At 40.3% G+C, this 23,575-nt stretch carries 26 protein-coding genes; 2 read left to right on the forward strand and 24 right to left on the reverse strand.

Annotated features, from left to right (window positions below; all coding sequences use genetic code 11):
* Nucleotides 1-15: 15 nt before the first annotated feature.
* Genes O3658_RS05290 through O3658_RS05300 form a run of 3 tightly spaced genes read right to left on the reverse strand, consistent with a single transcriptional unit; the run spans nucleotide 16 to nucleotide 2,700 of the window.
* The gene (locus tag O3658_RS05290; protein ID WP_371559794.1) at nucleotides 16-873 is read right to left on the reverse strand and encodes a shikimate dehydrogenase; all 858 of its coding nucleotides are present in this window, start codon (nucleotides 871-873) and stop codon (nucleotides 16-18) included.
* On the reverse strand, nucleotides 863-1,540 hold the full coding sequence (gene aroD / locus O3658_RS05295; RefSeq protein ID WP_049508709.1) for a type I 3-dehydroquinate dehydratase: 678 nt from the start codon (nucleotides 1,538-1,540) through the stop codon (nucleotides 863-865). Before aroD ends, O3658_RS05290 begins: the two co-directional genes overlap by 11 nt.
* Nucleotides 1,537-2,700, reverse strand: a complete 1,164-nt coding sequence (locus tag O3658_RS05300) for a class I SAM-dependent rRNA methyltransferase (RefSeq protein ID WP_371559795.1) — start codon at nucleotides 2,698-2,700, stop codon at nucleotides 1,537-1,539. Before O3658_RS05300 ends, aroD begins: the two co-directional genes overlap by 4 nt.
* 246 nt (nucleotides 2,701-2,946) lie before the next feature.
* Between O3658_RS05300 and O3658_RS05305 the strand changes: the two genes are divergently transcribed.
* Nucleotides 2,947-4,398 (forward strand): alpha-amylase, encoded by a 1,452-nt coding sequence (locus O3658_RS05305; RefSeq protein WP_371559797.1) that lies wholly within the window; start codon nucleotides 2,947-2,949, stop codon nucleotides 4,396-4,398.
* A gap of 235 nt (nucleotides 4,399-4,633) precedes the next feature.
* Here the strand turns inward: O3658_RS05305 and O3658_RS05310 are convergent, their stop codons facing one another.
* The 12 genes from O3658_RS05310 to cdaA all read right to left on the reverse strand — a co-directional run bounded on the left by O3658_RS05310 (nucleotide 4,634) and on the right by cdaA (nucleotide 15,989).
* A complete protein-coding gene (locus tag O3658_RS05310) occupies nucleotides 4,634-5,308 on the reverse strand; it encodes a DnaD domain-containing protein (RefSeq protein WP_045763522.1) in 675 nt (224 codons plus the stop codon).
* A gap of 8 nt (nucleotides 5,309-5,316) precedes the next feature.
* Nucleotides 5,317-6,261, reverse strand: coding sequence for a homoserine O-succinyltransferase (gene metA, locus O3658_RS05315; RefSeq protein WP_001122704.1), 945 nt, complete (start codon nucleotides 6,259-6,261; stop codon nucleotides 5,317-5,319).
* Nucleotides 6,262-6,453: 192 nt separating this feature from the next.
* Nucleotides 6,454-6,966 (reverse strand): adenine phosphoribosyltransferase, encoded by a 513-nt coding sequence (locus O3658_RS05320; RefSeq protein ID WP_006145170.1) that lies wholly within the window; start codon nucleotides 6,964-6,966, stop codon nucleotides 6,454-6,456.
* 122 nt (nucleotides 6,967-7,088) lie between these two features.
* Entirely contained in the window at nucleotides 7,089-7,694 is a 606-nt protein-coding gene (locus O3658_RS05325) for a hypothetical protein (protein ID WP_371559798.1), read from the reverse strand.
* Nucleotides 7,694-9,562, reverse strand: a complete 1,869-nt coding sequence (locus O3658_RS05330; RefSeq protein ID WP_371559800.1) for an ABC-F family ATP-binding cassette domain-containing protein — start codon at nucleotides 9,560-9,562, stop codon at nucleotides 7,694-7,696. The genes O3658_RS05325 and O3658_RS05330 overlap by 1 nt, the downstream gene beginning before the upstream one ends.
* Nucleotides 9,559-10,758 (reverse strand): CCA tRNA nucleotidyltransferase, encoded by a 1,200-nt coding sequence (locus tag O3658_RS05335; protein ID WP_371559801.1) that lies wholly within the window; start codon nucleotides 10,756-10,758, stop codon nucleotides 9,559-9,561. Before O3658_RS05335 ends, O3658_RS05330 begins: the two co-directional genes overlap by 4 nt.
* Nucleotides 10,755-11,522 carry a 4-hydroxy-tetrahydrodipicolinate reductase gene (gene dapB, locus O3658_RS05340; protein ID WP_371559803.1) on the reverse strand — a complete coding sequence of 256 codons (768 nt, stop codon included), beginning with the start codon at nucleotides 11,520-11,522 and terminating at the stop codon, nucleotides 10,755-10,757. The genes O3658_RS05335 and dapB overlap by 4 nt, the downstream gene beginning before the upstream one ends.
* A 164-nt stretch (nucleotides 11,523-11,686) precedes the next feature.
* Nucleotides 11,687-12,535: a DegV family protein gene (locus O3658_RS05345; protein ID WP_371559805.1), complete on the reverse strand. Its 849-nt coding sequence runs from the start codon at nucleotides 12,533-12,535 to the stop codon at nucleotides 11,687-11,689.
* Between the two features lie 3 nt (nucleotides 12,536-12,538).
* On the reverse strand, nucleotides 12,539-12,913 hold the full coding sequence (locus O3658_RS05350; protein WP_153224934.1) for a DUF1149 family protein: 375 nt from the start codon (nucleotides 12,911-12,913) through the stop codon (nucleotides 12,539-12,541).
* Between the two features lie 65 nt (nucleotides 12,914-12,978).
* Complete coding sequence (glmM, locus tag O3658_RS05355; protein ID WP_371559807.1) at nucleotides 12,979-14,328, reverse strand: phosphoglucosamine mutase; 1,350 nt, start codon at nucleotides 14,326-14,328, stop codon at nucleotides 12,979-12,981.
* Between the two features lie 25 nt (nucleotides 14,329-14,353).
* Nucleotides 14,354-15,145 (reverse strand): YbbR-like domain-containing protein, encoded by a 792-nt coding sequence (locus O3658_RS05360; RefSeq protein WP_153224932.1) that lies wholly within the window; start codon nucleotides 15,143-15,145, stop codon nucleotides 14,354-14,356.
* Complete coding sequence (gene cdaA, locus O3658_RS05365) at nucleotides 15,132-15,989, reverse strand: diadenylate cyclase CdaA (protein WP_045763531.1); 858 nt, start codon at nucleotides 15,987-15,989, stop codon at nucleotides 15,132-15,134. The genes O3658_RS05360 and cdaA overlap by 14 nt, the downstream gene beginning before the upstream one ends.
* 134 nt (nucleotides 15,990-16,123) lie before the next feature.
* Here cdaA and O3658_RS05370 point away from each other — a divergent pair, with 134 nt between their 5' ends.
* Complete coding sequence (locus O3658_RS05370) at nucleotides 16,124-17,092, forward strand: NAD(P)/FAD-dependent oxidoreductase (protein WP_371559809.1); 969 nt, start codon at nucleotides 16,124-16,126, stop codon at nucleotides 17,090-17,092.
* A 33-nt stretch (nucleotides 17,093-17,125) separates the two neighbouring features.
* On the opposite strand, the gene whiA is transcribed toward O3658_RS05370, so the two are convergent.
* The 9 genes from whiA to O3658_RS05415 form a co-directional block, all read right to left on the reverse strand.
* Nucleotides 17,126-18,037, reverse strand: a complete 912-nt coding sequence (gene whiA, locus O3658_RS05375; protein WP_371559811.1) for a DNA-binding protein WhiA — start codon at nucleotides 18,035-18,037, stop codon at nucleotides 17,126-17,128.
* Nucleotides 18,034-19,011, reverse strand: coding sequence for a YvcK family protein (locus tag O3658_RS05380; protein ID WP_371559813.1), 978 nt, complete (start codon nucleotides 19,009-19,011; stop codon nucleotides 18,034-18,036). The genes whiA and O3658_RS05380 overlap by 4 nt, the downstream gene beginning before the upstream one ends.
* The gene (gene rapZ, locus O3658_RS05385; RefSeq protein WP_371559815.1) at nucleotides 19,008-19,898 is read right to left on the reverse strand and encodes an RNase adapter RapZ; all 891 of its coding nucleotides are present in this window, start codon (nucleotides 19,896-19,898) and stop codon (nucleotides 19,008-19,010) included. Before rapZ ends, O3658_RS05380 begins: the two co-directional genes overlap by 4 nt.
* A 51-nt stretch (nucleotides 19,899-19,949) precedes the next feature.
* A complete protein-coding gene (locus tag O3658_RS05390; RefSeq protein WP_001140424.1) occupies nucleotides 19,950-20,330 on the reverse strand; it encodes a RidA family protein in 381 nt (126 codons plus the stop codon).
* Between the two features lie 9 nt (nucleotides 20,331-20,339).
* Nucleotides 20,340-20,927 carry a ribosome biogenesis GTP-binding protein YihA/YsxC gene (yihA, locus tag O3658_RS05395; protein WP_049494688.1) on the reverse strand — a complete coding sequence of 196 codons (588 nt, stop codon included), beginning with the start codon at nucleotides 20,925-20,927 and terminating at the stop codon, nucleotides 20,340-20,342.
* A gap of 8 nt (nucleotides 20,928-20,935) precedes the next feature.
* Nucleotides 20,936-22,168 carry an ATP-dependent Clp protease ATP-binding subunit ClpX gene (gene clpX, locus O3658_RS05400; RefSeq protein WP_371559818.1) on the reverse strand — a complete coding sequence of 411 codons (1,233 nt, stop codon included), beginning with the start codon at nucleotides 22,166-22,168 and terminating at the stop codon, nucleotides 20,936-20,938.
* A gap of 31 nt (nucleotides 22,169-22,199) precedes the next feature.
* Complete coding sequence (locus O3658_RS05405; RefSeq protein ID WP_004252181.1) at nucleotides 22,200-22,370, reverse strand: hypothetical protein; 171 nt, start codon at nucleotides 22,368-22,370, stop codon at nucleotides 22,200-22,202.
* Nucleotides 22,370-22,876: a dihydrofolate reductase gene (locus O3658_RS05410; RefSeq protein ID WP_371559819.1), complete on the reverse strand. Its 507-nt coding sequence runs from the start codon at nucleotides 22,874-22,876 to the stop codon at nucleotides 22,370-22,372. Before O3658_RS05410 ends, O3658_RS05405 begins: the two co-directional genes overlap by 1 nt.
* Nucleotides 22,877-23,003: 127 nt before the next feature.
* Nucleotides 23,004-23,522, reverse strand: coding sequence for a DNA starvation/stationary phase protection protein (locus O3658_RS05415; RefSeq protein WP_371559821.1), 519 nt, complete (start codon nucleotides 23,520-23,522; stop codon nucleotides 23,004-23,006).
* Between the last annotated feature and the right edge of the window lie 53 nt (nucleotides 23,523-23,575).

Raw genomic sequence — 23,575 nt, forward strand, 5'->3', positions numbered from 1 at the left:
CAGTTCTCCTTTTTTTCATTTTTGATACTTTTGTTTTAGTAATTCCCAGATTTGATCGGTTGGCATTTCCTTGCCGGTCCATAACTGAAAAGCTTCAGCTGCTTGGTAAAGCAACATGCCTAGGCCATTAACAGCGTGATTTCCCTGGCTCCTTGCCCACTTTAGAAATGGTGTTTCAAAGGGTTGATAAATCACATCTGCAACCAATATTTTCTCTGGTAAAACAATACTTGTTGGGATTGGCTGAGATGCTCCATCCATACCCACACTGGTCGCATTGACCAAGAGTTCCGCTTTTCGAATGTTCTCTTGGAGCTCTTGAGCATCCTCTAATGCAAACAAATCTACTCTAAATCCTGTTTCATACTGTAGCTTCTCTAAGTATGGTTTTGTTTTTCCCATTGAAGCCGATCGTACAAAGACAGAAACCTGACTGACCCCATCCAAGATTGCCTGCGCCAAAATTGCTTTAGCTGCACCGCCTGCTCCTAACAAGACCATTCTTTTCCCTGATATTTTAAAAGAAGGCAAGCTCTTAAAGAATCCCTTGCCATCTGTGTTATATCCGATTAAAGTTCCTTCTCGATTCACCACTGTATTGACAGCACCAATCAAACGAGCTTCTTCGCTCAACTCATCCAGATAAGGAATCACTTGCTCCTTGTAGGGCATAGAAAGATTGATTCCATACATCTGATAGCGACGAATATTGGCAACTGTTTCTGCCAAGTCAGTCCCTTCTACTTCCCAAGCAAGATAGACACCATTGGTATGAGTTGCCTCAAAAGCTCTGTTGTGAATGAAAGGTGAAATGGAGTGTTTGATAGGATTGGCGACTACAGCTGCTAAACGTGTGTAGCCATCAATCTTCATTTAGTATCTCCCGAATTTTTTTCATGCTAGAAAGTGAAATCTGTCCTGGAGCACTGGCTTCGTCCAGACTCGCAAAAGACCAGCTAGAACCCGTCACATCTGAAGTGATACGAGAAACCTTGCCCACTTTCCCCATAGAAATCGTCACATATTCTTGTTCTGGGTTCAATGTTTTAAAGCCACGTGTAAAGTTCATAAGGTCCAATACATCTTGTTCTGTATGAGCCATAACCGATACTTTAACCACTTTGGGCGTTAGGCTGGTAAGCTCGGATAAGATTTCCATCATATTCTCTGGAGTTTCTTGGAAATTATGATAACTCAAGACTAGATTTGGAAAATCAAGCATCTCTTCAAAAACATCCTTGTGAGAAAAATACTCAAAATCGATATATTCAGGTTGATAGAGTTGAGCTACATCTTTGATAATTTGTACATACTCCGCCGAATCCAAATCGATCTCGCCTCCCTCAGCACGAGTACGTAGGGTGAAGAGGAGTTCGCGACCTGCAAATTTTTCAAAAATAGCTGGAGCTACCTGTAAAATAGCTTCCTTTGGTAGGAAGTCGGCACGCCACTCAATGATATCAGCATCGATATACCGCATGGCATCGATTCCTTGCGCCTCTTCTAAACTCTTTGGCATTACTGAAACGACTAATTTCATTTAGTTACCTTCATGCTAATCACCTTAAGGTAATTACTACTTTCATCTTTTTCATTGTAGACAAAGTCTGCAGGAAGTCCATATTTATTAAGAACCTGGTATTTTCTTCCTGCAAATCCTTTGTCGATTTGTTCTATAAATTTTTGACGGGAAACATTGGCAGCATTGGTGCTAGCAATGATCATACCTCCCGGATTTAAAATCTCTAAACTCTGGGAAATCACCTTGTGATAATCCTTGGCTACAGAGAAGGTTTGTTTTTTATTACGAGCAAAGCTAGGCGGATCAAGAACGATGACATCGTAAGATAGCCCCTTACGTTTTGCATATTTAAAGTATTCAAACACATCCATGACAATGAAACGATGATGATCAAGTGTCAGTCCGTTGGCATGAAAATGAGCTTCTGACAGTTCTCTCGAGCGCTTGGCTAAATCAACAGAGGTAGTTTCACTGGCACCTCCCATGGCTGCAGCTACTGAAAAGGCAGCCGTGTAGGAAAACATATTGAGCAGGGACTTGCCCATGGCAAGACCATCTACCAAACTACCACGGACTTCGTGTTGATCCAAGAAGATGCCTGTCATAAGACCATCATTCATAAAGACTTGATAGAGAACTCCATTCTCAAGAACTGTAAAATTTTCTGGTGCTTCTTGACCATAGATATGGGCAGACTCATAGTCTAGACCTTTAAAACGAATCTTTTCATAGGCACCTAAGACTTCAGGGAAAACCTGAGCAAAAGCTGCTAAGATCTCTTGGCGAAGTCCATAGATATAGGAGTTATACCATGAAAAAACAACATAATCTCCGTATAGGTCCAGAGTCATTCCACCAAAACCATCGCCTTCTTGATTAAACAAACGAAAGGCAGTTGTCAACTCATCTTGATAGTAAGAAGAACGTTTTTGTTTGGCTTTTTCAAACAAACTTTCAAAGAATTTTTGGTTAAAAGAAAGCTTCTGATTCGTTACAAACCAACCAATCCCCTTATTTTGACGAGATAAATAAGCCATGCCCAAAAACTGCTTGTTTTGACTAAATAACTCGACTTCCTGATCAGTTTCAGATAGTTCTGGAAAATCAATTTCCTCCAAAAGTACTAGACCTTGGTTTAGTTTTTTTTCAACACGTCTACTGACGAATACTTTATTCATAAATACTATTATAACAAATTTTGTGACAATTCACAAAATAGAAACTATTGATTCATCCATCATCCTACCCTATCTGAGAGAATTTTTCCTCCCATTAGTCCTACTATTTTTCTTTTATAGTATTTCAACACTTCCAGTTGAAAAATAGACATAAAATTCAAAGAGTTTAATTATAACGCAAACGTTTGCATATTCTTTAGCTTTATGCTACAATAATTCTCATCACTGTAAGTAAGAGGATCAACTATGAAAAATCAAACCCTAATGCAATATTTTGAGTGGTATCTCCCCCACGACGGTCAGCACTGGACACGCCTCGCTGACGACGCTGAACACCTAGCCAACTTAGGCATTAGTCACATTTGGATGCCCCCTGCTTTTAAAGCAACAAATGAAAAGGATGTTGGTTATGGCGTCTATGACTTGTTTGACCTTGGAGAATTTAATCAGAAGGGTACTGTACGTACCAAGTATGGTTTTAAAGAAGACTATCTTCATGCCATCCAAACTTTAAAATCTCATGGGATTCAACCAATGGCTGATATCGTCTTAAATCATAAGGCAGCCGCTGACCATTTAGAATCTTTTCAAGTGATAGAAGTGGATCCAGAAGATCGAACTGTGGAACTAGGAGAACCTTTTACCATCAATGGCTGGACAGGATTTACCTTTGATGGACGACAAAATACCTACAATGACTTCCACTGGCACTGGTACCACTTTACTGGAACTGACTATGATGCCAAGCGTCGTAAGTCTGGCATCTATTTGATTCAAGGTGATAATAAAGGCTGGGCTAACGAGGAATTAGTTGATAACGAAAATGGCAACTATGACTATCTCATGTATGCAGACCTAGATTTCAAGCATCCAGAAGTCATACAAAATATTTACGACTGGGCAGATTGGTTTATGGAAACGACTGGTGTAGCTGGTTTCCGTTTGGATGCAGTTAAACACATTGACTCTTTCTTTATGCGCAACTTCATTCGCGATATCAAAGAAAAATATGGTCAAGATTTCTATGTCTTTGGAGAATTCTGGAATCCAGACAAGGAAGCAAATCTGGATTACCTTGAAAAGATTGAAGAACGCTTTGACCTTGTCGATGTTCGCCTTCACCAAAATCTCTTTGAAGCAAGCAAGGCTGGAGAAGACTATGATTTAACAACCATCTTTGATGATAGTCTGGTTCAATTCAATCCAGACCGAGCTGTAACCTTTGTCGATAATCATGATACTCAACGTGGCCAAGCTCTTGAATCCACTGTTGAAGAATGGTTTAAACCAGCAGCCTACGCCCTCATTCTTTTGCGAGAGCAGGGGCTCCCATGTGTCTTTTATGGAGACTACTACGGTATTTCTGGTCAATATGCTCAGCAAGATTTCAAAGATGTTCTTGACCGTTTGCTAGCTATTCGAAAAGAGTTGGCTTACGGAGAGCAAACGGACTACTTTGATGACCCTAATTGTATCGGTTGGGTCCGTTCAGGAGCTGAAAATCAATCACCACTTGCCATCGTGATTTCTAATGCCCAAGTAAACTCTAAAACCATGTTCGTCGGTCAAGAATGGGCTGACCAAACCTTTGTTGATTTACTAGCAAATCATCCTGACCAAGTAACGATTAATGCTGAAGGTTATGGAGATTTCCCAGTTACAGAACGCTCGCTTAGTGTATGGGGACTGGCTAACTAATCAATTAATACTCTTCGAAAATCTCTTCAAACCACGTCAGCCTCTCCTTGCCGTATATGTGTTACTGACTTCGTCAGTTCTATCCACAACCTCAAAACGGTGTTTTGAGCAACCTGCGGGTCGCTTCCTAGTTTGCTCTTTGATTTTCATTGAGTATAAAACACACAAAAAATGCCCACAAGCTAGATTTTCTTTCTAGCCTGTAGGCATTTTTTTCTATTATCAATACTTAAAACTAGTCTTTCCAAAGATCCATAGCATTTTGAAAATCTGCAGAAACTTGAACATTTTGAGGATTAGTCGCTTCTCTCTCCTGACGTTTAGCCTCTACCTGGACTACACTCTTAATGCCTTCATGACGCCAGTTTCTTAGGATAGCCTGGATGTACTTCCAATTTGGTTTTCCATTCAAAACAGCCTCACGTAGGGCTTCTTTAATCAGGTCCGCACTGGTTCCATCTTCTTTCAAACTCTTTTCTAAATCTTCGATTTCAAAAGGACTTAAGAGACGACCTAGCTCTTGTTGGAAGGTTTCCACCAAGTCTTTCAAATCATTTTTAGCAGGTACCACTTGATTTGGTTCTTGTTTTTCAAAAAGTTGGTCTAAGCGCTCTAAAGCTAAAGTCGCATCAAAAATCACTTCTATCTCACCATTGAGTTCAATGGTTCGGTATTGAAGTAAGCCTTTTTCTGTCAAGCGCGAAATAGCTTGATTGACTTCAAAGACTTGCTTGCCAATTTTCTCAGCAATCTGGCTTGGGGACAATTCCCCTAAAGCTGTTGTATTTTGTAGGTAAAAGAATTGCCAAACTAAGAAATCATCGCTTGATGAAAACAGTTGATTGTAGTTTAAGAGCAGAGCACTTGGTAGCACCAAGTTCCCTGATTTGAAAGCATCTAAATATGTCATAATTCCTCTTATAAATATCCAAAATGAGATACATCTTCTTCTGCACTCTTCCACTCAAAAGGCGTTTCTTGGTAAACTGCATAATTTACCCAGTTACTGAAAAAGAGAGCTGCTGAGGAACTCCAACGCATACAAGGAAGTTCATGGATGTCATCATTTTTGAAATAATTTTCTGGTATATGGGGATCTAAACCAGCATCTAGATCTCTAAAATATTCTTTCGCTAGGGTATCACGATCATACTCTAAATGCCCAAAGCTATAAACTTCTCTTAAATCTCGGCTTGCAAGGATAGAGATTCCCACCTCTTTTCCAGATGCTAAAATCTCTAGATTGGTTTTATTTACAATGTCCTCTTTGAGAATTTCTGTATGACGAGAATGAGGAGACACATACAAGTCATCAAAACCTCTCAGCAAAAGATGACCTTCTTTTAAAACATCCTGAGGATAAATTCCCGAAAGCTTTTGAGCCATCTGGTGTTTATCTACGCCGTAACGATAGTAGAGGCCAGCCTGTGCTCCCCAGCAAATATGCAGGGTTGAAAAGACATGTGTCTTTGACCAATCGATGACCTGAGTAAATTCCTCCCAATAGTCCACTTCTTCAAAAGGAAGATGCTCAACCGGCGCTCCTGTGATAATCAAGCCATCAAAATACTGGTCTTGAACTTCCGAGAAGGTCTTATAAAAAGTCTCCATATGCTCAGAACGAGTTGTTTTCGACTGATGACTTTCCATATATAAGAAATCAATATCTAACTGCAAAGGAGTATTAGCTAAATGTCGTAAAAGCTGAGTCTCTGTAACCATCTTCTGTGGCATCAAGTTTAAAATCAGGATTTTCAGTGGTCGAATATCCTGATGAGCCGCCCGCTGGTCATCCATGACGAAAATATTTTCCGTTCGTAAAATCTCAACTGCTGGTAATTTTTTATCAATTCGAATCGGCATGGAAATCTCCTTACTGTATCAATTCTAGGCTCAAATGAACATACAGTCGTCAAATGAAAAATCAGCTGACGAAAGTCCTTCCCTTTATTATACTGTAAGAAGATATAGTTTTCAATTATAGTTTTTCTCTAACTAGATATAGCCTTTTTTTATATCAGATGAAGAGAAAACAGCCCTAGGGACTGTTTTTCATTAATAATGCATAAGCACTTTATAATCATAATCTCCGATAGCTTCGCGACCTTTAAGCTCATCAAGCTCAATCAAGAAGGCACAACCAGCTACGATACCACCAAGTTTTTCAATCATTTCGATGGTTGCTTTCACAGTACCACCTGTTGCCAAAAGGTCATCTACGATCAGAACACGTTGACCTGGTTTGATAGCATCTGCGTGCATAGTCAAAGTATCAACTCCATATTCTTTTTCGTAGTCAGCTGAAATAACTTCGCGTGGCAATTTTCCTGGTTTACGCACAGGTGCAAAACCAATTCCCAACTCAAAAGCGACTGGACATCCAACGATAAATCCACGCGCTTCTGGTCCTACGATCATATCGATCTTTTTGTCAGTAGCATATTGAACAATTTCACGAACAGCATAGCTGTAGGCATTGCCGTTGGCCATCAAGGGGCTGATGTCACGGAATGTAATTCCTTCTTGTGGATAATTTTCAATACTTGCAATGTAATCTTTTAAGTTCATAGCATTTCTTTCTTTTTAAGTTTTTACTCCCTATTATACCATAATTCTTAGAAAAGAGAAATAGAAAGAAACCCTGGAAACTGAGTCCAAGGCTTCTAATCAGATCTGTAACTATTGCTCGTTTAATGAACTCTTGCCTTCTTTTTGCTTTTAGAGTTTTGATTGCGTTGACGATTTTGTTCGATGCGCCACTCTCGCTCAAAGTAGGACATGGTTTCAAATACTCTGCGTGGTAAACCAACATCCAGCAAATAGATTGGGATTTTCAAAACATTTGCTTGCTTTGCAGTCGAAAATCTACTTCGTAGACGATTCCATAAAGAGTTGGTTTTCAAAAGATCTTTATCATTAAAATGAACTTCAATAGTATAAAAATCCCTTGAACTTCTACCACCCTTGATTCTCATTAGAGAAAATGTTTCTACTTGCCCCCAGGAATAAAACTGCCAATCTTTTTTAGGATGTGGCTTATAGGAAAAACCTTGGGCCGTACATTTCAAATACTCTTTATCTGAAAAAAGAAGTCGCAAACGTTCATACAAAATCCATCCAACAATGATGATTAAGAATAAGACAAAGAGTCTTAATGCCACCAATCCCACAGGTGCCTCCTTGGGATAGGTCATCATAAAAGATAGGATCCAAAGAAAAAAAGCTAACTCAACTAAGCAGAGAACAATAGTCCAAATGATTTTCTTACTGCTCCATTTGATAATTTTTTCTTCCATTACGCCAACTCACTTAAATATTCATAGCGTTCATATTTTTCAAGCAAGACTTCATTCTTTTCATCTAACTCTTTTTGAAGAGTAGCTAGCTTCCCAAAGTCCGAGCCATTGGCCTGCATTTCCTCTTCAATGACTGAGATACGGTTTTCCAAGGCTTCGATATCACCTTCAATACTTGCCCACTCTTGCTTTTCTTGGTAGGTCATGCGTTTCTTTTCTTCACGAACTTTGACCACTTTTTCCTTCTCAACTTTTTGACTTTGTGTTACTGCTTCTGCTTCAAAGGCCTTTTCATCTAGGTAGTCTGTGTAATGGCCAAAGAAAGGACGAATGCTTCCATTCTCAAAAGCAAGAATCTTAGTCGCAACTTTATCAAGGAAATAGCGGTCGTGACTAACTGTTAAGACAGGCCCTGCAAAGCCTTGCAAGAAATTTTCTAGAACCGTTAAGGTCGCAATATCAAGGTCATTGGTCGGCTCGTCCAAGAGAAGCACATTGGGTTTTTCAAGGAGGAGTTTGAGAAGGTACAGACGTTTCTTCTCTCCACCTGACAGCTTTTCAATCAAGGTCCCATGTGTTGAACGAGGGAAAAGGAACTGTTCTAATAACTCCGCGATAGATGTCGTAGAGCCTCCGCTAGTTTTAACCTCTTCTGCCACTTCCTGCAAGTAATTGATAACCCGCTTACTTTCATCTAAACCTTCGATTTGTTGAGAGAAATAAGCGATACGAACTGTTTCACCGATGATAACTTGTCCTTCAGTTGGCTCGAGACTTCCTGCAATCAGGTTAAGAAGGGTTGACTTCCCAACACCATTATCCCCAACGATTCCGATACGGTCTTTGGCTTGAACCAAGAGATTAAAATGTTTCAGAATCGGTTTATTGTCATAGGCAAAGGAAACATCCTTAAACTCGATAACCTTTTTTCCGATACGGCTAGTTTCAAAATTCATGCTTAAGTCTGTCTCAACACTATTATCTGAAACTTCCTTCTTCAAGTCATGGAAACGATTGATACGCGCCTGTTGCTTGGTCGCACGAGCTTGAGGTTGCCGTCTCATCCAAGCTAATTCTTGCTTGTAAAGTTGTTCCTTTTTGTGAAGAAGCGCTGCATCGCGCTCATCCTGTTCAGCCTTGAGACGAACATAGTCTTGGTAATTTCCTTGATATTCTGTCAAACCAGCTCGGTCCAACTCGAAAATTCTCGTTGAAAGCGCATCTAGGAAGTAACGGTCGTGGGTGATAAAGAGAACCGTTTTCTTGGAATTTTTCAAGAAGAGGGTTAGCCACTCAATGGTGGCAATATCCAAGTGGTTGGTTGGTTCATCTAGTAACAAGAGGTCATGGTTGCCCAAAAGTACTTGGGCCAACTGAACCCGTCTACGTAATCCACCTGACAAAGCCCCAACAGGAGTCGACAAGTCTTGAATACCTAGTTTACTGAGTACCGTTTTGACCTGGTTTTCGATTTCCCAAGCTTGGAGGGAATCCATCTCCGCCATAACCCGTTCTAAACGAGCCTGCTTGTCCTCACTATAGTTAAGCATGAGCAGTTCATACTCACGTATTAACTGGATTTCCTTCAAATCACTTGATAAGACAGTATCCAAGACAGTCTTGCTATCATCAAAATCTGGGTCCTGAGTCAAATAGCCAATCTTGTAATCATTTTTTGCCGAAAAAGGGCTTACGTCACCATCAAAACCTGAAACTCCTGAAAGAACATCTAAAAGAGTTGTTTTTCCAGTTCCATTGACACCGATAAGACCGATTCTGTCCAAGTCATGAATGATAAAGGAAATATCCTTAAAGACGGTCTTGTCTCCTACAGATTTACTTAGTTTTTCAACAATAAAATCACTCATTTTTTCTCCCTCAAGTAGGCATGAATAGCTTCCAAGTTATTTTCCAAATCTCCATCCACAATAGCATACTCAATCTCTGCTAAAATTTCTCCCATTTCTGGTCCTGGTTGATAGCCATATTCTTTGATCAAAATCCCACCATTGATTTGAATTTCTTTCTTATCATGGATGGTTAGGCTGTGGTAAGTCTCTTCGATAGCCTGTGGATTGACTTCTTTTCCTTGAGACTGACGAAGATTTTCAGCCTGTAAAAGCAAATCTAGATCAAAGCGGTAACAATCGCGCTTGCTTAGTTCTCCTTCTTCACGAAGTTCTAAGATTGTTAGCAAATCTTGAACTTGCTTGGCAAATTGACGCGAAGTTTTCCAATGTTTCAAAAATTGTTGAGCATCTTCCACTTCTAAAACCCATAAAAGTGCTGCCCAGGCTTGCTCAGAAGATTCAAAGGTAAAATCAGTCTCTAAATCAAACAAAGATTGGAGTTTGTCCTGACTACCAGCCATATCTGGAAGATAATCATAAGCTTTACTTGCAATCATAGAAGACAGACCTACTCGCCAATGAGGAGCTAGTAGAAGTTTATCAAATTCAACAAAAGTACGTTCCACAGAAATTTTCTCTAAGAGTGGCGTTAAGGTCTTCATCGCTTCAAAGGTTTCTTGCTCGAGTTCAAAACCAAGACTGGCTTGAAAACGAAATCCGCGCATAATTCGTAGGGCATCTTCGTTGAAACGCTCACTAGCTACACCAACTGCTCGTAAAACTTGATTTTCTAGATCTCTCAAACCATCGAACAAATCAATGATTTCCCCTGTCTCATCTAAGGCAAAGGCATTAACTGTGAAATCACGTCGTTTGAGGTCCTCTTCTAACGAACGAACAAAAGAAACTGAACTTGGTCTACGGTAGTCTACATAGACATCCTCAGTTCTAAAAGTGGTTACTTCGTACTCCTCATCTCCGTCTAAAACCAAAACTGTTCCATGCTCAATGCCAATGTCAGCTGTACGAGGGAAAATCTGCTTGGTCTCCTCTGGATAAGATGACGTCGCGATATCTACATCATGGATGGGACGATTGAGTAGGGCATCCCTAACAGAGCCTCCAACAAAATAGGCTTCAAAGCCTGCCTCTTTAATTTTTTCTAATACTGGTAAAGCCTTCTGAAATTCAGAAGGCATTTGTGTTAATCTCATAATAAGTGTTCTAATCCATAGACAAGCTCATGACGCTTGACAACTTCTTTGATTCCCAAATTCACCCCTGTCATGAAGGAGCTACGATCATAGGAGTCATGACGTAGGGTCAATCCTTCTCCTTGATTTCCAAATATAACTTCCTGATGAGCTACCAAACCTGGCAAACGGACTGAGTGGATTCGCATGCCATCAAAATTAGCTCCACGTGCACCTGCAATGAGTTCTTCCTCATCGCTAGCACCTTGTTGGATAGACTCACGAACCTCTGCCATCAACTCAGCTGTTTTGATAGCTGTTCCACTAGGGGCATCTTTTTTCTTGTCATGGTGAAGCTCAATAATCTCTACATTTGGGAAGTATTTTGCAGCTTGTGTCGCAAATTGCATGAGTAAGACAGCACCCAAGGCAAAGTTAGGAGCAATCAAGCCACCCAAGTTTTTAGAACGAGAAAATTCTTTTAGTTCTTCAATCTCTTGACTAGTGAAACCTGTTGTTCCAACGACAGGTGCAAAGCCATTTTCAAGCGCAAAACGGGTATTCTCATAGGCAACAGCTGGTGTGGTAAAGTCTACCCAAACATGGGCATCAAAACCTGCCAAGTCATTCTTATCATTGAATACTGGAATTCCTTGCCACTCAGATACAGACTCAAAAGGATCCAAAACGGCTACTAGTTCAAGTTCAGAATCAGACAAAACCATCTGACAAGCAGCCTGACCCATCTTGCCCTTAAAACCAGCAATAATTACTCGAATACTCATCTTTACTCCTATCTAAGATACAAAGCCTGTAAGAACACAAAGTGAGAATAGGAGTTCTGGTCAAGGAGTGTATACTTCTTGGAAGAACTATCTTTTTCACACTGGGTGCCAGGCGTGTTCAATTTCTAAGATACAAAGGACCTTAACTGTCCATGAAAAATAGTCTAGATTATGGGTGTATAGCCCAGAGCAATACTTCCTTCTCCCAGGTGAGTCCCAATAACACTACCGAAGGTTGCAATTGAAACATCTGTAGCCACTCCGCCATCTATCAAAAGCTGGCGCAAATCTGCTGCTTTTTGAGGAGCATTCCCGTGAATGACAGTAATCTGGTAATTCCCAATAGCTGTTGCTTCTTTAACAATTTCAACCAAGCGTTTGGTAGCCTTTTTCTCTGTACGAACCTTTTCATATACTTCTATCACACCTTGGTCATTGAAGTATAAGATTGGCTTGATACTAAGGAGATTCCCCAAAATGGCTGCACCATTAGAGAGTCGTCCCCCCTTAACTAAATGGTCAAGATCATCCACCATGATAAAGGCTGAAGTTTTCTGGATTTGATTTTCCAACTGCTCTAAAATGGTAGTAAACTCTTCGCCTTGCTCTGCCCATCTAAAGACACTCTCAACCATATAGCCTAGAGGAGCGCTTGTAATACGGGTATCAGGAAAGGCAATGGTTAACCCTTCATATTCATCCTTCATATACTGGATATTTTGGTAAAATCCTGAAATTCCAGAAGATAAGAAAAGGCCCAAGGCATGTGTGTAGCCTTTATCTTTTAAAGATGATAAAATTTCATCCAACTTGGCAATACTTGGTTGGCTCGTTTTTGGCAATTCGCTTGCTGAAGCCATTTTTTCATAAAATTCTTGAGCGGTTAGATTTACACCTTCAACATACTCCTGTCCATCGATATTCACAGGAATGTCTAGCACAAATAAATCTTCTTTCCGCAAGGTTTCCGCTTGTAGAAAAGCAGATGAGTCTGTTATGACCGCTAATTTCATTTCTTAAAACTCCAAATTAATTCCCGGTATATCAAGGGCAATTTCTGTTACTTCATAAGTCAAACGATTAAGCATATCCAAACATGGACGAGCTAGTGTCTCAACCTCTTCTTGGCTGAAATCACTTGGTTGGTCGATAATACGACCTTCAACATGGTTGACTTGAGAAATCGTTCCACTAATGACAAATCTATCAAAGACAATCATAAAGCTCAAAACAACTACTAAAGAGGTAACTTGATTTTCTTGATCATGCTGAAGCAACTGGAAGTTTACATCTACCTTAGTTTCAGGTGCTCCATTTTCATTTTCCCATTCAAAGTTACGCGCATCAAAGTGATACTGACTAACAAATTCTTGTTCACGTTTTAAATTCATTTTCATCTCCATTGGTACAATATAGTTGCCATTGTACCATATTTTTTTATTTTCTGCTAGATTTACTAAATACCAATCTCAGTTTTAACAACTTGGGCAATAGTGTCTACATAGTAGTCTACTTCCTCAGTGGTTGGGGCTTCAGCCATGACACGCAAGAGTGGCTCCGTTCCACTTGGGCGAACGAGGATACGACCATTGCCTGCCATTTCTGCTTCCATCTTCTCGATAATAGCCTTGATAGCTGGCACTTCCATAGCTTTTTCTTTCATGGCATTTTCCACACGGATATTGACTAATTTTTGTGGGTAAATGGTCACTTCTGAGGCCAATTGAGACAAACTCTTACCTGTTTCTTGCATGATCTTGGTCAATTGAACTGCTGAAAGCTGACCATCACCAGTAGTATTATAGTCCATCAAGATAACGTGACCTGATTGCTCACCACCGAGATTGTAACCAGATTTTCTCATTTCTTCAACGACATAGCGGTCTCCAACAGCAGTGACTGCTTTATTGATACCCTCACGATCCAAGGCCTTATGGAAACCAAGGTTGGACATAACTGTTGTTACGATGGTGTTTTGGGCCAACTGACCTTTTTCAGAAAGGTATTTACCAATAATGTACATAATCTTGTCACCATCGACAATTTCGCCATTTTCATCTACAGCAATCAAACGGTCGCTATCACCATCAAAGGCTAAACCAATGGCAGACTGGCTTTCTTTCACAAGTTCTTGTAAGGCTTCTGGATGAGTTGAACCAACGTTCAAGTTGATGTTAAGACCATCTGGTGTTTCACCAATAACTGTTAATTGAGCACCTAGGTCTGCAAAAATTTGACGAGCACTTGTTGCAGCTGCTCCGTTAGCAGTGTCCAAGGCAACCTTCATCCCTTCAAGAGGAGTTCCAGTTGAAACGAGGTAGGCTTCATATTTACGCAAACCTTCTGGGTAGTCTACAACCGTACCTAAGCCCTCTGCACTTGGACGTGGAAGAGTATCTTCACTTGCATCAAGCAAGGCTTCGATTTCTGCTTCTTTGTCATCGTCTAGTTTAAAGCCGTCACCACCAAAGAATTTAATTCCGTTATCAAGAGCTGGGTTGTGACTTGCTGAAATTATGACACCTGCACTCGCTCCCTCAGTTTTCACCAAGTAAGCTACTGCTGGTGTTGCAAGAACTCCAAGCTTATAAACGTGAATTCCGACTGAAAGGAGACCAGCAATCAAGGCAGATTCAAGCATTTGACCTGAGATACGAGTGTCACGTCCTACAAAAACTTTTGGTGCTTCAGTCGTATGTTGACTGAGGACATAACCTCCAAAACGTCCCAATTTAAAAGCCAATTCTGGAGTTAATTCTACGTTTGCTTCTCCACGGACTCCGTCCGTTCCAAAATATTTACCCATTTTTTTATCCTTTTCTATTGTTTTATTAATCTTTTTTTGAAGAGTCTGGCTTGGTTTCAGAACCAGTTGAAGACGAACTGCCCGAAGATGAGCTTGTCGTTGATGAGCTAGAACTACTTGCTGATCGAACTTGTTTCGTTGTTATCTTCATGGTTGTTTCATACGGTTTAATCACCGTTGGTAAAACTGTTCCATTCTTATCAATAGCTTGTAGAGGAACTGAACCCGTATAATTTCCTGTAATTTTTTCACTAGTTGGTAAAACAGCCACAATCTTATCAATCTTGGATAAGGTATCAGCATCACTAGTAACCGAAACGCGTTCATCTGAAACAGTCACACTATCGATGAGAATTCGTTCATCAACCTTACCAGAGTCAATCTGTGGAGTGACTGGTAAATTATCCCGTGTTGCCTTCTTCCCAATTTTAACGGTGATTTTCTGAGGTGTTGCTAGGGCTGTTAAACCGCTCGGTAGATTCTCAATGGTCAAGGGAACCTCAACGGTTCCTTCTGTCGCTTGTGTTAAATCTGCAGTAACCTTAAATTTACGAGTGCTTTCTTGCATCTCACTAGCCAAGGTTACCCGATTGGATCCAGTCAAAAATACTGTAACTTCTGAACTAAAACCGCTAATAAAATACTGCTCACTATCGTACTGAATATCAATCGGTACATTTACGACCGTATTAGTATAGGTTTCTGTTCGAGCCGGTCTTGCATTATTATTATTTTGATAATTTATAGAGGTAGCGTAAATAAATAAAACGCAAGCAAAGAGGAGTGAGGAGATGATATATAAACTATTTTTTTTCATTCTTCCAGCCTCCTAATATACGCTCTGTTAAGCTTGGCTCTTGTGAATTTTCCGGAATCAGTATACGACGTAGCTCTTCCTCAAATTCTTCCATCGTTAAATCATGCTTAAAGACACCATTATAGGTAATGGAAATACCTCCAGTTTCCTCTGATACCACAAAAGTGAGAGCATCAGAAACCTCAGATAAACCAATGGCTGCACGGTGTCGCGTTCCAAACTCCTTAGAAATACCAGTGTCTTCAGTAAGTGGAAGATAAGCAGATGTTACAGCTATTCGATCACCTTTTATAATAACTGCACCATCATGTAAAGGTGTGTTTGGAATGAAGATATTGATTAAGAGTTCTGCAGAAATCTTAGCATCTAAAGGAATCCCCGTGGAAATATATTCCTGCAAGGTTCTGACACGCTGAACTGATACAAGTGCTCCAATTTTCCGCGGACTCATATATTCTACCGCTTTAACAAAGGCCTGAATCATCTGTTCTTCTGAACTCATTGGTGTACTTGAAAAGAAATCAGTCGCACGTCCTAATCGCTCTAAACCTGTCCGTATTTCTGGAGAGAAAATAACAACCGCTGCGATAACACCGTAAGTAATCAATTGATTGATCAACCAAGAAATAGTCGTCAAGCCCAGGGTATTTGCTGCTATCTGAGCTAAGATAAACACTAAAACACCTCGAACCAGGATCATAATCTTGGTTCCTGCAATTGATTTTGTAAATTGGTATAAGATATAGGCAACGATAAGAATATCAATCACATTTATCAGAATACTCCAAGGACTGGAAAACAAACTAGACCAGTATTGAAGATTAGATAATTGCTGAAAATTCATTCTAGGCCTCCTCTCCATAAAAAAGCTACTCTTCATTATATCATTTTATATGAAAATTTTCTTCCCCCTACTTCATTTTAATTTGGTAGAAAATATGATAGAATAAAATGATAGAAATGAATTAAGGAGAAACCATGTCTGAACTATATGATATTACCATTGTAGGAGGTGGACCTGTCGGTCTTTTCGCAGCCTTTTATGCTCACCTTCGTCAAGCCAAAGTACAAATCATCGATTCTCTTCCTCAACTAGGTGGTCAGCCTGCCATTCTATATCCTGAAAAACAAATTCTCGATGTTCCAGGTTTTTCAAACCTCACAGGGGAAGAATTGACTAACCGCCTTTTGGAACAACTTGAAGGGTTTGAGACACCTGTTTACCTCAATGAAACTGTTCTTGAGATTGAAAAAGAGGATGATGTTTTTAAGATTACAACCAATAAGGGAAATCATACTTCTAAAACCGTTATTATTGCTATGGGTGGTGGTGCCTTTAAACCACGTCCACTCGAATTAGAAGGTGTTGAAGGCTATGACAATATCCACTACCACGTTTCTAATATTCAACAATATGCTGGTAAAAAGGTAACCATTCTGGGTGGTGGTGATTCAGCTGTTGACTGGGCACTAGCTTTTGAAAAGATTGCTCCAACTACTCTTGTTCACCGTCGCGATAACTTCCGAGCACTTGAGCATAGCGTCCAAGCCTTGCAAGAGTCTTCTGTGACTATCAAAACACCATTTGTGCCGAGTCAACTTCTTGGTGACGGCCAAACTCTTGACAAGCTTGAAATCACAAAAGTCAAATCCGATGAAATCGAAACCATTGAATTGGACCACCTCTTTGTCAACTATGGCTTTAAATCTTCTGTAGGTAATCTTAAAAAATGGGGATTAGAACTGAACCGCCACAAGATTATCGTCAATAGCAAGCAAGAGTCAAGCCAAGCTGGAATTTATGCTATCGGTGACTGCTGCTACTACGAAGGTAAGATTGACTTGATTGCAACAGGTCTTGGTGAAGCACCAACTGCTGTTAATAATGCTATCAACTATATCGACCCCGAACAAAAAGTACAACCAAAACACTCTACAAGCCTATAAGAAAAGAACCACGAATCATGCGATTCGTGGTTTTTACAGTTCCTCTGCGATTTTGTTGATCTTTCTCAAGCGATGATTGACACCACTTTTGGTTAAGGGATTTGTCAGACTATCTGCCAGCTTCTGGATAGAATAGTCTGGATGCTGGATACGCAGACGGGCAACTTCCTGCAAGTCTGCTGGCAGATTATCCAAGCCAATTCTATCTTTGATTTTACTGATATTATTAATGGTTTTCATGCTTGCAGAAACCGTACGAGCAATATTAGCCGTCTCTGCATTATTAGCACGATTGAGGTCGTTACGAGTTTCACGTAAGATTTTGATGCCTTCGAAAGTATCACGCGCCTGCATGGCTCCAATCACTATTAGGAAGTCCATGATGTCTTCAGCCCGCTGGAGATAGGTCACTGCACCTTTTTTTCGCTCAATCACCTTGGCGTCCAATAAGAAATGCTGAAGGAGCGCCGCAATCCCTTGGGCATGATCTAGATAAACTGAACTAATTTCCAGCTGATACTTGCCTGACTCGGGATCCCGAATACTCCCATTTGCTAAAAATGCACCACAAAGATAGGCACGACCTGCTTCTTCATCTCCTAAAATATCTGGATCAATTCCCGTCTCCAGACCAAAGAAAGAATCAGCCAAACGCAAATCCGCTAAAAGTTCTTGGACTTGTTCATCTGTAAACACAGTATAGACCCGATTTTTACGAAGATTACTTCTCTGATGATGACGAATCTCCGACTTGATACCATAAAAGTGTAAAAACGATTCATAGAGATGGCGGGCAAGTTTGGCACTCTCTGTAACAACGGATAAGGTCAAGCCAGAACTAGACAAACCTACGCTTCCAGACATCTTGATAATAGCTGATAATTCATAGCGACTCAGGTGGTGTTGACCTAGGATTTCTTCTTTTACTGCTACTGTGAAACTCATTTTCTCACCTGTATGATGCGCATTAATTCATCCACGATTAAATTCCCATCATGGAAAGCACCACCATTTTCCAAACGTAGGAAGTTGGATGAAATGACACGGGGAACTTGTTGATGCAAACCATCGAAATCATGCTCAACCTGAACTAGATACTCATCGAAACGATTGGTGTCCATATAGTCTCTTGGAACCTTTTCGATATTGACAAGTACTGTATCAATAAAGGGACGACCAAGATGACGATGCAAGACTGCTACGTGATCACTATCTGAGAAATGTTCTGTCTCTCCGCGCTGAGTCATGATGTTGCAGACATAGGCAATTTCAGCCTTGGTTTCCAGAAGAGCCTGACCAATCTCCTCAATGACGATATTAGGCAAAATCGAAGTAAAGAGGGAGCCTGGACCCAAGACAATCATATCACTCTCAAGAATGGTATTCACAACTCGGCGGCTAGCCTGCGGTTTCTCATCGTCTAGAGTGTTGGTGACATAAACATGGTCAATCATGCCTGGATGGTCTGCAATGTGACTTTCTCCAGCTACTTCTGTTCCATCTTTAAAGACGGCATGGAGTGTCAAGGGATGGTCACTAGATGGATAAATCTTTCCTGTCGTATGGAAAAATTTACTCAGTAATTGCATAGCATTATAGGTTGAACCCTGCATTTCAGATAAGCCAGCTATGATAATGTTTCCTAATGGATGACCAGCAAAAGCACCTGCATCCTCAGAAAAACGGTATTGAAAGACCTTTTCATAGAATTTTGGCATATCTGACATGGCCACAAGAACATTACGTAAATCCCCTGGAGGTGTCAACTGTTGAATATTTTTACGCAATTCGCCTGAAGAACCGCCATCATCCGCAACGGTTACAATGGCTGCAATTTCCACATCCTTTTCCCTTAAACTATTTAAAATAACAGGGATTCCGGTTCCTCCACCAATCACCGTAATTTTTGGTTTTCTCATGAACGGTTTACCGTTTCCTTTCTTCGATCTTTATCACGATGACTTTCATTTACAGGCCAATTCTTAGACAAATCATTGGCTAATCGTTTGGCAAAGGCAACACTTCGGTGCTGCCCACCTGTACAACCTACTGCAATGGTTAAAACAGATTTTCCTTCTTTTTTGTAGCCAGGTAGGATTGGTTCAATCAAAGCCAACAAATGGCGGTAGAAATCTTCAGATTCCTCATGATTCATAACATAGTCATAAACGGCCTGGTCCTCACCTGTCTGATTGCGAAGTTCTGGTAGATAGTAAGGATTTGGGAGGAAACGAACATCAAATACCAAGTCAGCATCAATAGGAATGCCATATTTAAACCCGAAAGACATAACCTCAATACGGAAGGACTGAGCCTGTTCTTGATCTGAAAACTGCTCTGCAATGGTCTTACGGAGTTCACGAGGAGTTAACTCTGTTGTGTCAACCACGTTTTGACTCATATTTTTCAAGGGTGCCAAGAGTTCGCGTTCCAGCTTGATTCCGTCCAAGATACGACCATCTGCTGCTAGTGGGTGACTTCTTCTTGTTTCCTTATAACGTGCCACTAATTCTTTATCAGCCGCATCCAAAAAGAGGATTTTAAAGTCCAAATCATCTTGATTTTCCAATTCATCCAAGACAGCCTGAATCTCTGAGAAGAAAGAACGACTACGCATATCAACCACTAGGGCCAACTTATGATCATCATCCTTGGTCTCAACCAACTGTAAAAATTTGGGTAAGAGGGCAGGTGGCATATTATCAATGGTAAAATATCCTAAATCTTCAAAGGATTGAATGGCTACAGTTTTCCCTGCACCACTCATCCCTGTAACAATCACCAGGTGAAGTTGTTTCTTTGTCATCTTTGTCTCCTTATATCAAAAGAAGTTTGGAAGAACCAAACTTCAACTCGCTTATCCAATCTCTGCGATGACTTCAATTTCGACTTTAACATCGCGAGGAAGACGAGCTACTTCTACAGCTGAACGAGCTGGAAATTCCTTGTTAAAGGCTGTTTGGTATACCTCATTGAAAGGTACAAAGTCGTTCATATCACTCAAGAAGCAAGTTGTTTTAACAACATGGTCAAAATCTGTCCCTGCTTCTGCTAAAATAGCTCCAATGTTTTTCAAAACTTGTTCAGTCTGTTCTTGGATCGTTTCTCCTACGATTTCTCCAGTTTCAGGAGATAGAGGAACTTGACCGCTAGCAAACAAAAGGTTGCCAACGATTTTTCCTTGAACGTAAGGTCCGATTGCCTTTGGAGCTTTATCTGTATGAATTGTTTTTGCCATATGTATTCCTCACAATTTTTCTAAAATAGCATCCCAAGCTTGGTCCATTCCTGCTTTTGTCACTGAAGAAAAGAGGATGAAATCATCACTTGGATCAAAGTTTAATTTCTTTTTAATAGCTGATTCGTGCTTATTCCATTTACCACGCGGAATCTTGTCTGCCTTAGTCGCCACGATGATGACAGGAATCTCATAATACTTAAGAAATTCGTACATCTGCACATCATCTGCCGATGGATCATGGCGAAGGTCAACGAGACTAACAACCGCTCGTAGATTTTCTCGAGTAGTTAAATATTCCTCAATCATACGACCCCATTTTTCACGTTCCTTTTTGGAAACACGGGCATAACCATAACCAGGCACATCCACAAAACGCATCTTATCATCAATATTAAAGAAATTGAGTAGTTGTGTTTTTCCTGGTTTCCCAGAAGTACGAGCTAGATTCTTACGATTAAGCATGGTATTGATAAAGCTTGATTTACCAACATTTGAGCGACCTGCAAGAGCAATCTCAGGAAGTTCATCTTGCGGATAGTGGGACTTGTTAGCTGCACTCAGCAAAATCTCAGCATTGTGTGTATTGATTTCCATAGTCACCTCTAGGCTGTCTCTAGGATTGGCTTAGCCGTTCCATTGACTGCTTCTTTTGTGATACGAACAGTTTTCACATTTTCTTGACTTGGAACTTCAAACATAACGTCTAGCATGGTTTCTTCGATGATTGAGCGAAGACCACGCGCACCAGTTTTGCGTTCGATGGCTTTGTTAGCAATTTCCTGGAGGGCTTCGTCGTCAAATTCTAACTCAACATCATCATAAGAAAGCAAGGTCTGGTATTGTTTAACCAAGGCATTTCTTGGTTCCTTCAAGATGCGAACCAAATCATCCACAGTCAACTGCTCCAAGGCTGCAAAGACAGGCAAGCGTCCGATCAACTCAGGAATAATTCCGAATTTCTGAATATCTTCTGCAATGATTTCTTGCATGTAAGAGCTGTTTTCGTCAATAGCCTTGTTGTTTTGTCCAAAGCCGATAACTTTTTCACCAAGACGCTGTTTGACAATCTCTTCGATGCCATCGAAGGCACCACCCACGATAAAGAGGATATTCTTAGTGTCCACTTGAATCATTTCTTGTTGTGGATGTTTACGTCCACCTTGAGGAGGTACGCTAGCTACAGTTCCTTCGATAATCTTGAGTAGGGCTTGTTGCACACCTTCACCAGAAACATCACGTGTGATAGAAACATTTTCGCTCTTCTTAGCAATCTTGTCAATCTCATCCACGTATATAATTCCACGTTCTGCACGTTCGATGTTAAAGTCAGCTGCCTGCAAGAGTTTGAGGAGGATATTTTCAACGTCCTCACCGACATAGCCAGCCTCAGTAAGGGCTGTTGCATCTGCAATAGCAAAAGGTACATTCAAACTTCTAGCAAGAGTTTGAGCAAGGAAAGTCTTCCCTGAACCAGTTGGGCCAATCATCAAAATGTTTGATTTTTGCAAATCCACATCTTCTGACTCTTCACGAGTGTCATGGAAATTGATGCGTTTGTAGTGGTTATATACAGCAACTGCCAAGGCACGTTTAGCACGATCTTGACCAATCACATAGTGGTTCAAAATGTTTAAGAGTTCGATTGGTTTTGGTACTTCAGACAAGTCAGCCAAAACTTCCTCAGCCAACTCCTCACGAATAATCTCCTGGGCCAACTCCACACATTCATTACAGATAAAAGCGTTGTTCCCTGCGATTATTTTTTTAACTTCTTCTTGGCTTTTGCCACAAAATGAGCAATAAACCATCATATCATTTTTCCTATTTGTAGGCATGATTCCCTTCCGTTCTAAATGATTTTTCTATCTAAAATAAGGTCATATAAAAAGCATGAATGCTATTCACCAAGTTTGTAAAAGCATTTAGCCAAAGCAGAGTAGCAAGTCCATAGCGCTTTTTACGAAAAGCGTGTGATCCAGCCACAAGACAGACAGCACACAAAAGAGCTGTAAAAAATCCAAAAATACTGCGCTCCATTAGACTTCCTTTCTCTTTCTATATTCGATGGTAAAATCATAGGCATTTTTCTCATCTTTGCTATAAGATTTGCTTGCAAGAGTCTCAAAAGTGGTCAAGTCAAAATCTTCTGGGAAATAGGTATCCCCTTTAACTTGAGCATGAATTTGTGTCACAATAATCTCATCGAGATAAGGTTCAAAAAGCTGAAAAATCTGCTTGCCACCAATGATATAGAGATTCTTATCCTGATGATGATACCAGTCTAAAACGTCCTCAACATTTTGGAAAACCAGAGCCCCCTCAATTGACTCTTCGGGATTGCGCGTCAAAATTAAGGTCTCACGTCCTGGAAGCAAACGTCGTCCCATTCCATCAAAGGTGACACGTCCCATCAAGATGGCATGATTCAAGGTTGTTTCTTTAAAATGTTTTAACTCTGCTGGCAAATGCCATGGTAAGCGATCCTCTTTTCCGATTACACCCTTTTCATCTTGTGCCCAGATGGCTACGATTTTCTTTGTCATGCTTTCGTCCTTTTTATTGATAGTTCTATTTTATCAAAAATCTTGAAAAAAGACTGTTTTGGAACGCCCTCCGAAATAGAAAAAATCCGTAGAAACTTTCTACGGATTTTTGACAAAATAGAGTATCTTACAAACCAGGTGCTTGTCCTAATTCTGCCGCAAGCATCCAGACAGTTTTTTCAAGGTCTGCCTTAGCACCAACGAAAATATCATTGGTTACCTCATCACCTTCTTCATCTGTTACATCCAAAGCTTTTTGGAAAAGAGTGATGAGGTAACGATAAATTTCAAGAACACGTTCCAAACTTTCTTCTACATTACGGAATTCTCCAACTTCTTCTTCGATTTCACTGTGTTGAAGGAATTCTGTCAATGTAGAGTATGGTTTACCACCAAGTGTGATCAAGCGTTCGCTAATTTCATCAAGGTAACCATCAAGACTATCCATGTATTCATCCATCTTAGGATGCCATACCATGAATCCACGTCCACGCATGTACCAGTGTACTTGATGAAGAGCGATATGTGCTACATACAAGTCTGCTACTGATTGATTCAAAACTTCCTTTGTATTTACTAGCGCTTCTGCCGCTGGTTTAGATAATGTTGCTACGTCTTTTACTGCTTCTTTTTTTAATTCTACCATTTTTCTCACCTCGTAAAATTATTTTTGTAACCATATTTATTGATTACTACCTC

Origin of the sequence: Streptococcus sp. 27098_8_69, assembly GCF_041432445.1 — a bacterium.
Taxonomy (GTDB): domain Bacteria; phylum Bacillota; class Bacilli; order Lactobacillales; family Streptococcaceae; genus Streptococcus.

Excerpts from the sequence above, each read along its gene's own strand:
- O3658_RS05320 (WP_006145170.1), bottom strand. The coding sequence starts at position 6,966 with ATGAACTTAAAAGATTACATTGCAAGTATTGAAAATTATCCACAAGAA.
- dapB (WP_371559803.1), bottom strand. The coding sequence starts at position 11,522 with ATGAGTATTCGAGTAATTATTGCTGGTTTTAAGGGCAAGATGGGTCAG.
- O3658_RS05300 (WP_371559795.1), bottom strand. The coding sequence starts at position 2,700 with ATGAATAAAGTATTCGTCAGTAGACGTGTTGAAAAAAAACTAAACCAA.
- O3658_RS05290 (WP_371559794.1), bottom strand. The coding sequence starts at position 873 with ATGAAGATTGATGGCTACACACGTTTAGCAGCTGTAGTCGCCAATCCT.
- metA (WP_001122704.1), bottom strand. The coding sequence starts at position 6,261 with ATGCCGATTCGAATTGATAAAAAATTACCAGCAGTTGAGATTTTACGA.
- O3658_RS05310 (WP_045763522.1), bottom strand. The coding sequence starts at position 5,308 with ATGACATATTTAGATGCTTTCAAATCAGGGAACTTGGTGCTACCAAGT.
- O3658_RS05345 (WP_371559805.1), bottom strand. The coding sequence starts at position 12,535 with ATGAAATTAGCGGTCATAACAGACTCATCTGCTTTTCTACAAGCGGAA.
- O3658_RS05380 (WP_371559813.1), bottom strand. The coding sequence starts at position 19,011 with ATGAGAAAACCAAAAATTACGGTGATTGGTGGAGGAACCGGAATCCCT.
- yihA (WP_049494688.1), bottom strand. The coding sequence starts at position 20,927 with ATGGAAATCAATACACACAATGCTGAGATTTTGCTGAGTGCAGCTAAC.
- O3658_RS05305 (WP_371559797.1), top strand. The coding sequence starts at position 2,947 with ATGAAAAATCAAACCCTAATGCAATATTTTGAGTGGTATCTCCCCCAC.
- O3658_RS05325 (WP_371559798.1), bottom strand. The coding sequence starts at position 7,694 with ATGGAAGAAAAAATTATCAAATGGAGCAGTAAGAAAATCATTTGGACT.
- glmM (WP_371559807.1), bottom strand. The coding sequence starts at position 14,328 with ATGGGTAAATATTTTGGAACGGACGGAGTCCGTGGAGAAGCAAACGTA.
- O3658_RS05405 (WP_004252181.1), bottom strand. The coding sequence starts at position 22,370 with ATGGAGCGCAGTATTTTTGGATTTTTTACAGCTCTTTTGTGTGCTGTC.
- rapZ (WP_371559815.1), bottom strand. The coding sequence starts at position 19,898 with ATGACAAAGAAACAACTTCACCTGGTGATTGTTACAGGGATGAGTGGT.
- cdaA (WP_045763531.1), bottom strand. The coding sequence starts at position 15,989 with ATGAATTTTCAGCAATTATCTAATCTTCAATACTGGTCTAGTTTGTTT.
- O3658_RS05330 (WP_371559800.1), bottom strand. The coding sequence starts at position 9,562 with ATGAGTGATTTTATTGTTGAAAAACTAAGTAAATCTGTAGGAGACAAG.
- O3658_RS05415 (WP_371559821.1), bottom strand. The coding sequence starts at position 23,522 with ATGGTAGAATTAAAAAAAGAAGCAGTAAAAGACGTAGCAACATTATCT.
- aroD (WP_049508709.1), bottom strand. The coding sequence starts at position 1,540 with ATGAAATTAGTCGTTTCAGTAATGCCAAAGAGTTTAGAAGAGGCGCAA.
- O3658_RS05350 (WP_153224934.1), bottom strand. The coding sequence starts at position 12,913 with ATGAATTTAAAACGTGAACAAGAATTTGTTAGTCAGTATCACTTTGAT.
- whiA (WP_371559811.1), bottom strand. The coding sequence starts at position 18,037 with ATGAGTTTCACAGTAGCAGTAAAAGAAGAAATCCTAGGTCAACACCAC.
- O3658_RS05410 (WP_371559819.1), bottom strand. The coding sequence starts at position 22,876 with ATGACAAAGAAAATCGTAGCCATCTGGGCACAAGATGAAAAGGGTGTA.
- clpX (WP_371559818.1), bottom strand. The coding sequence starts at position 22,168 with ATGCCTACAAATAGGAAAAATGATATGATGGTTTATTGCTCATTTTGT.
- O3658_RS05360 (WP_153224932.1), bottom strand. The coding sequence starts at position 15,145 with ATGAAAAAAAATAGTTTATATATCATCTCCTCACTCCTCTTTGCTTGC.
- O3658_RS05390 (WP_001140424.1), bottom strand. The coding sequence starts at position 20,330 with ATGGCAAAAACAATTCATACAGATAAAGCTCCAAAGGCAATCGGACCT.
- O3658_RS05335 (WP_371559801.1), bottom strand. The coding sequence starts at position 10,758 with ATGAGATTAACACAAATGCCTTCTGAATTTCAGAAGGCTTTACCAGTA.
- O3658_RS05370 (WP_371559809.1), top strand. The coding sequence starts at position 16,124 with ATGTCTGAACTATATGATATTACCATTGTAGGAGGTGGACCTGTCGGT.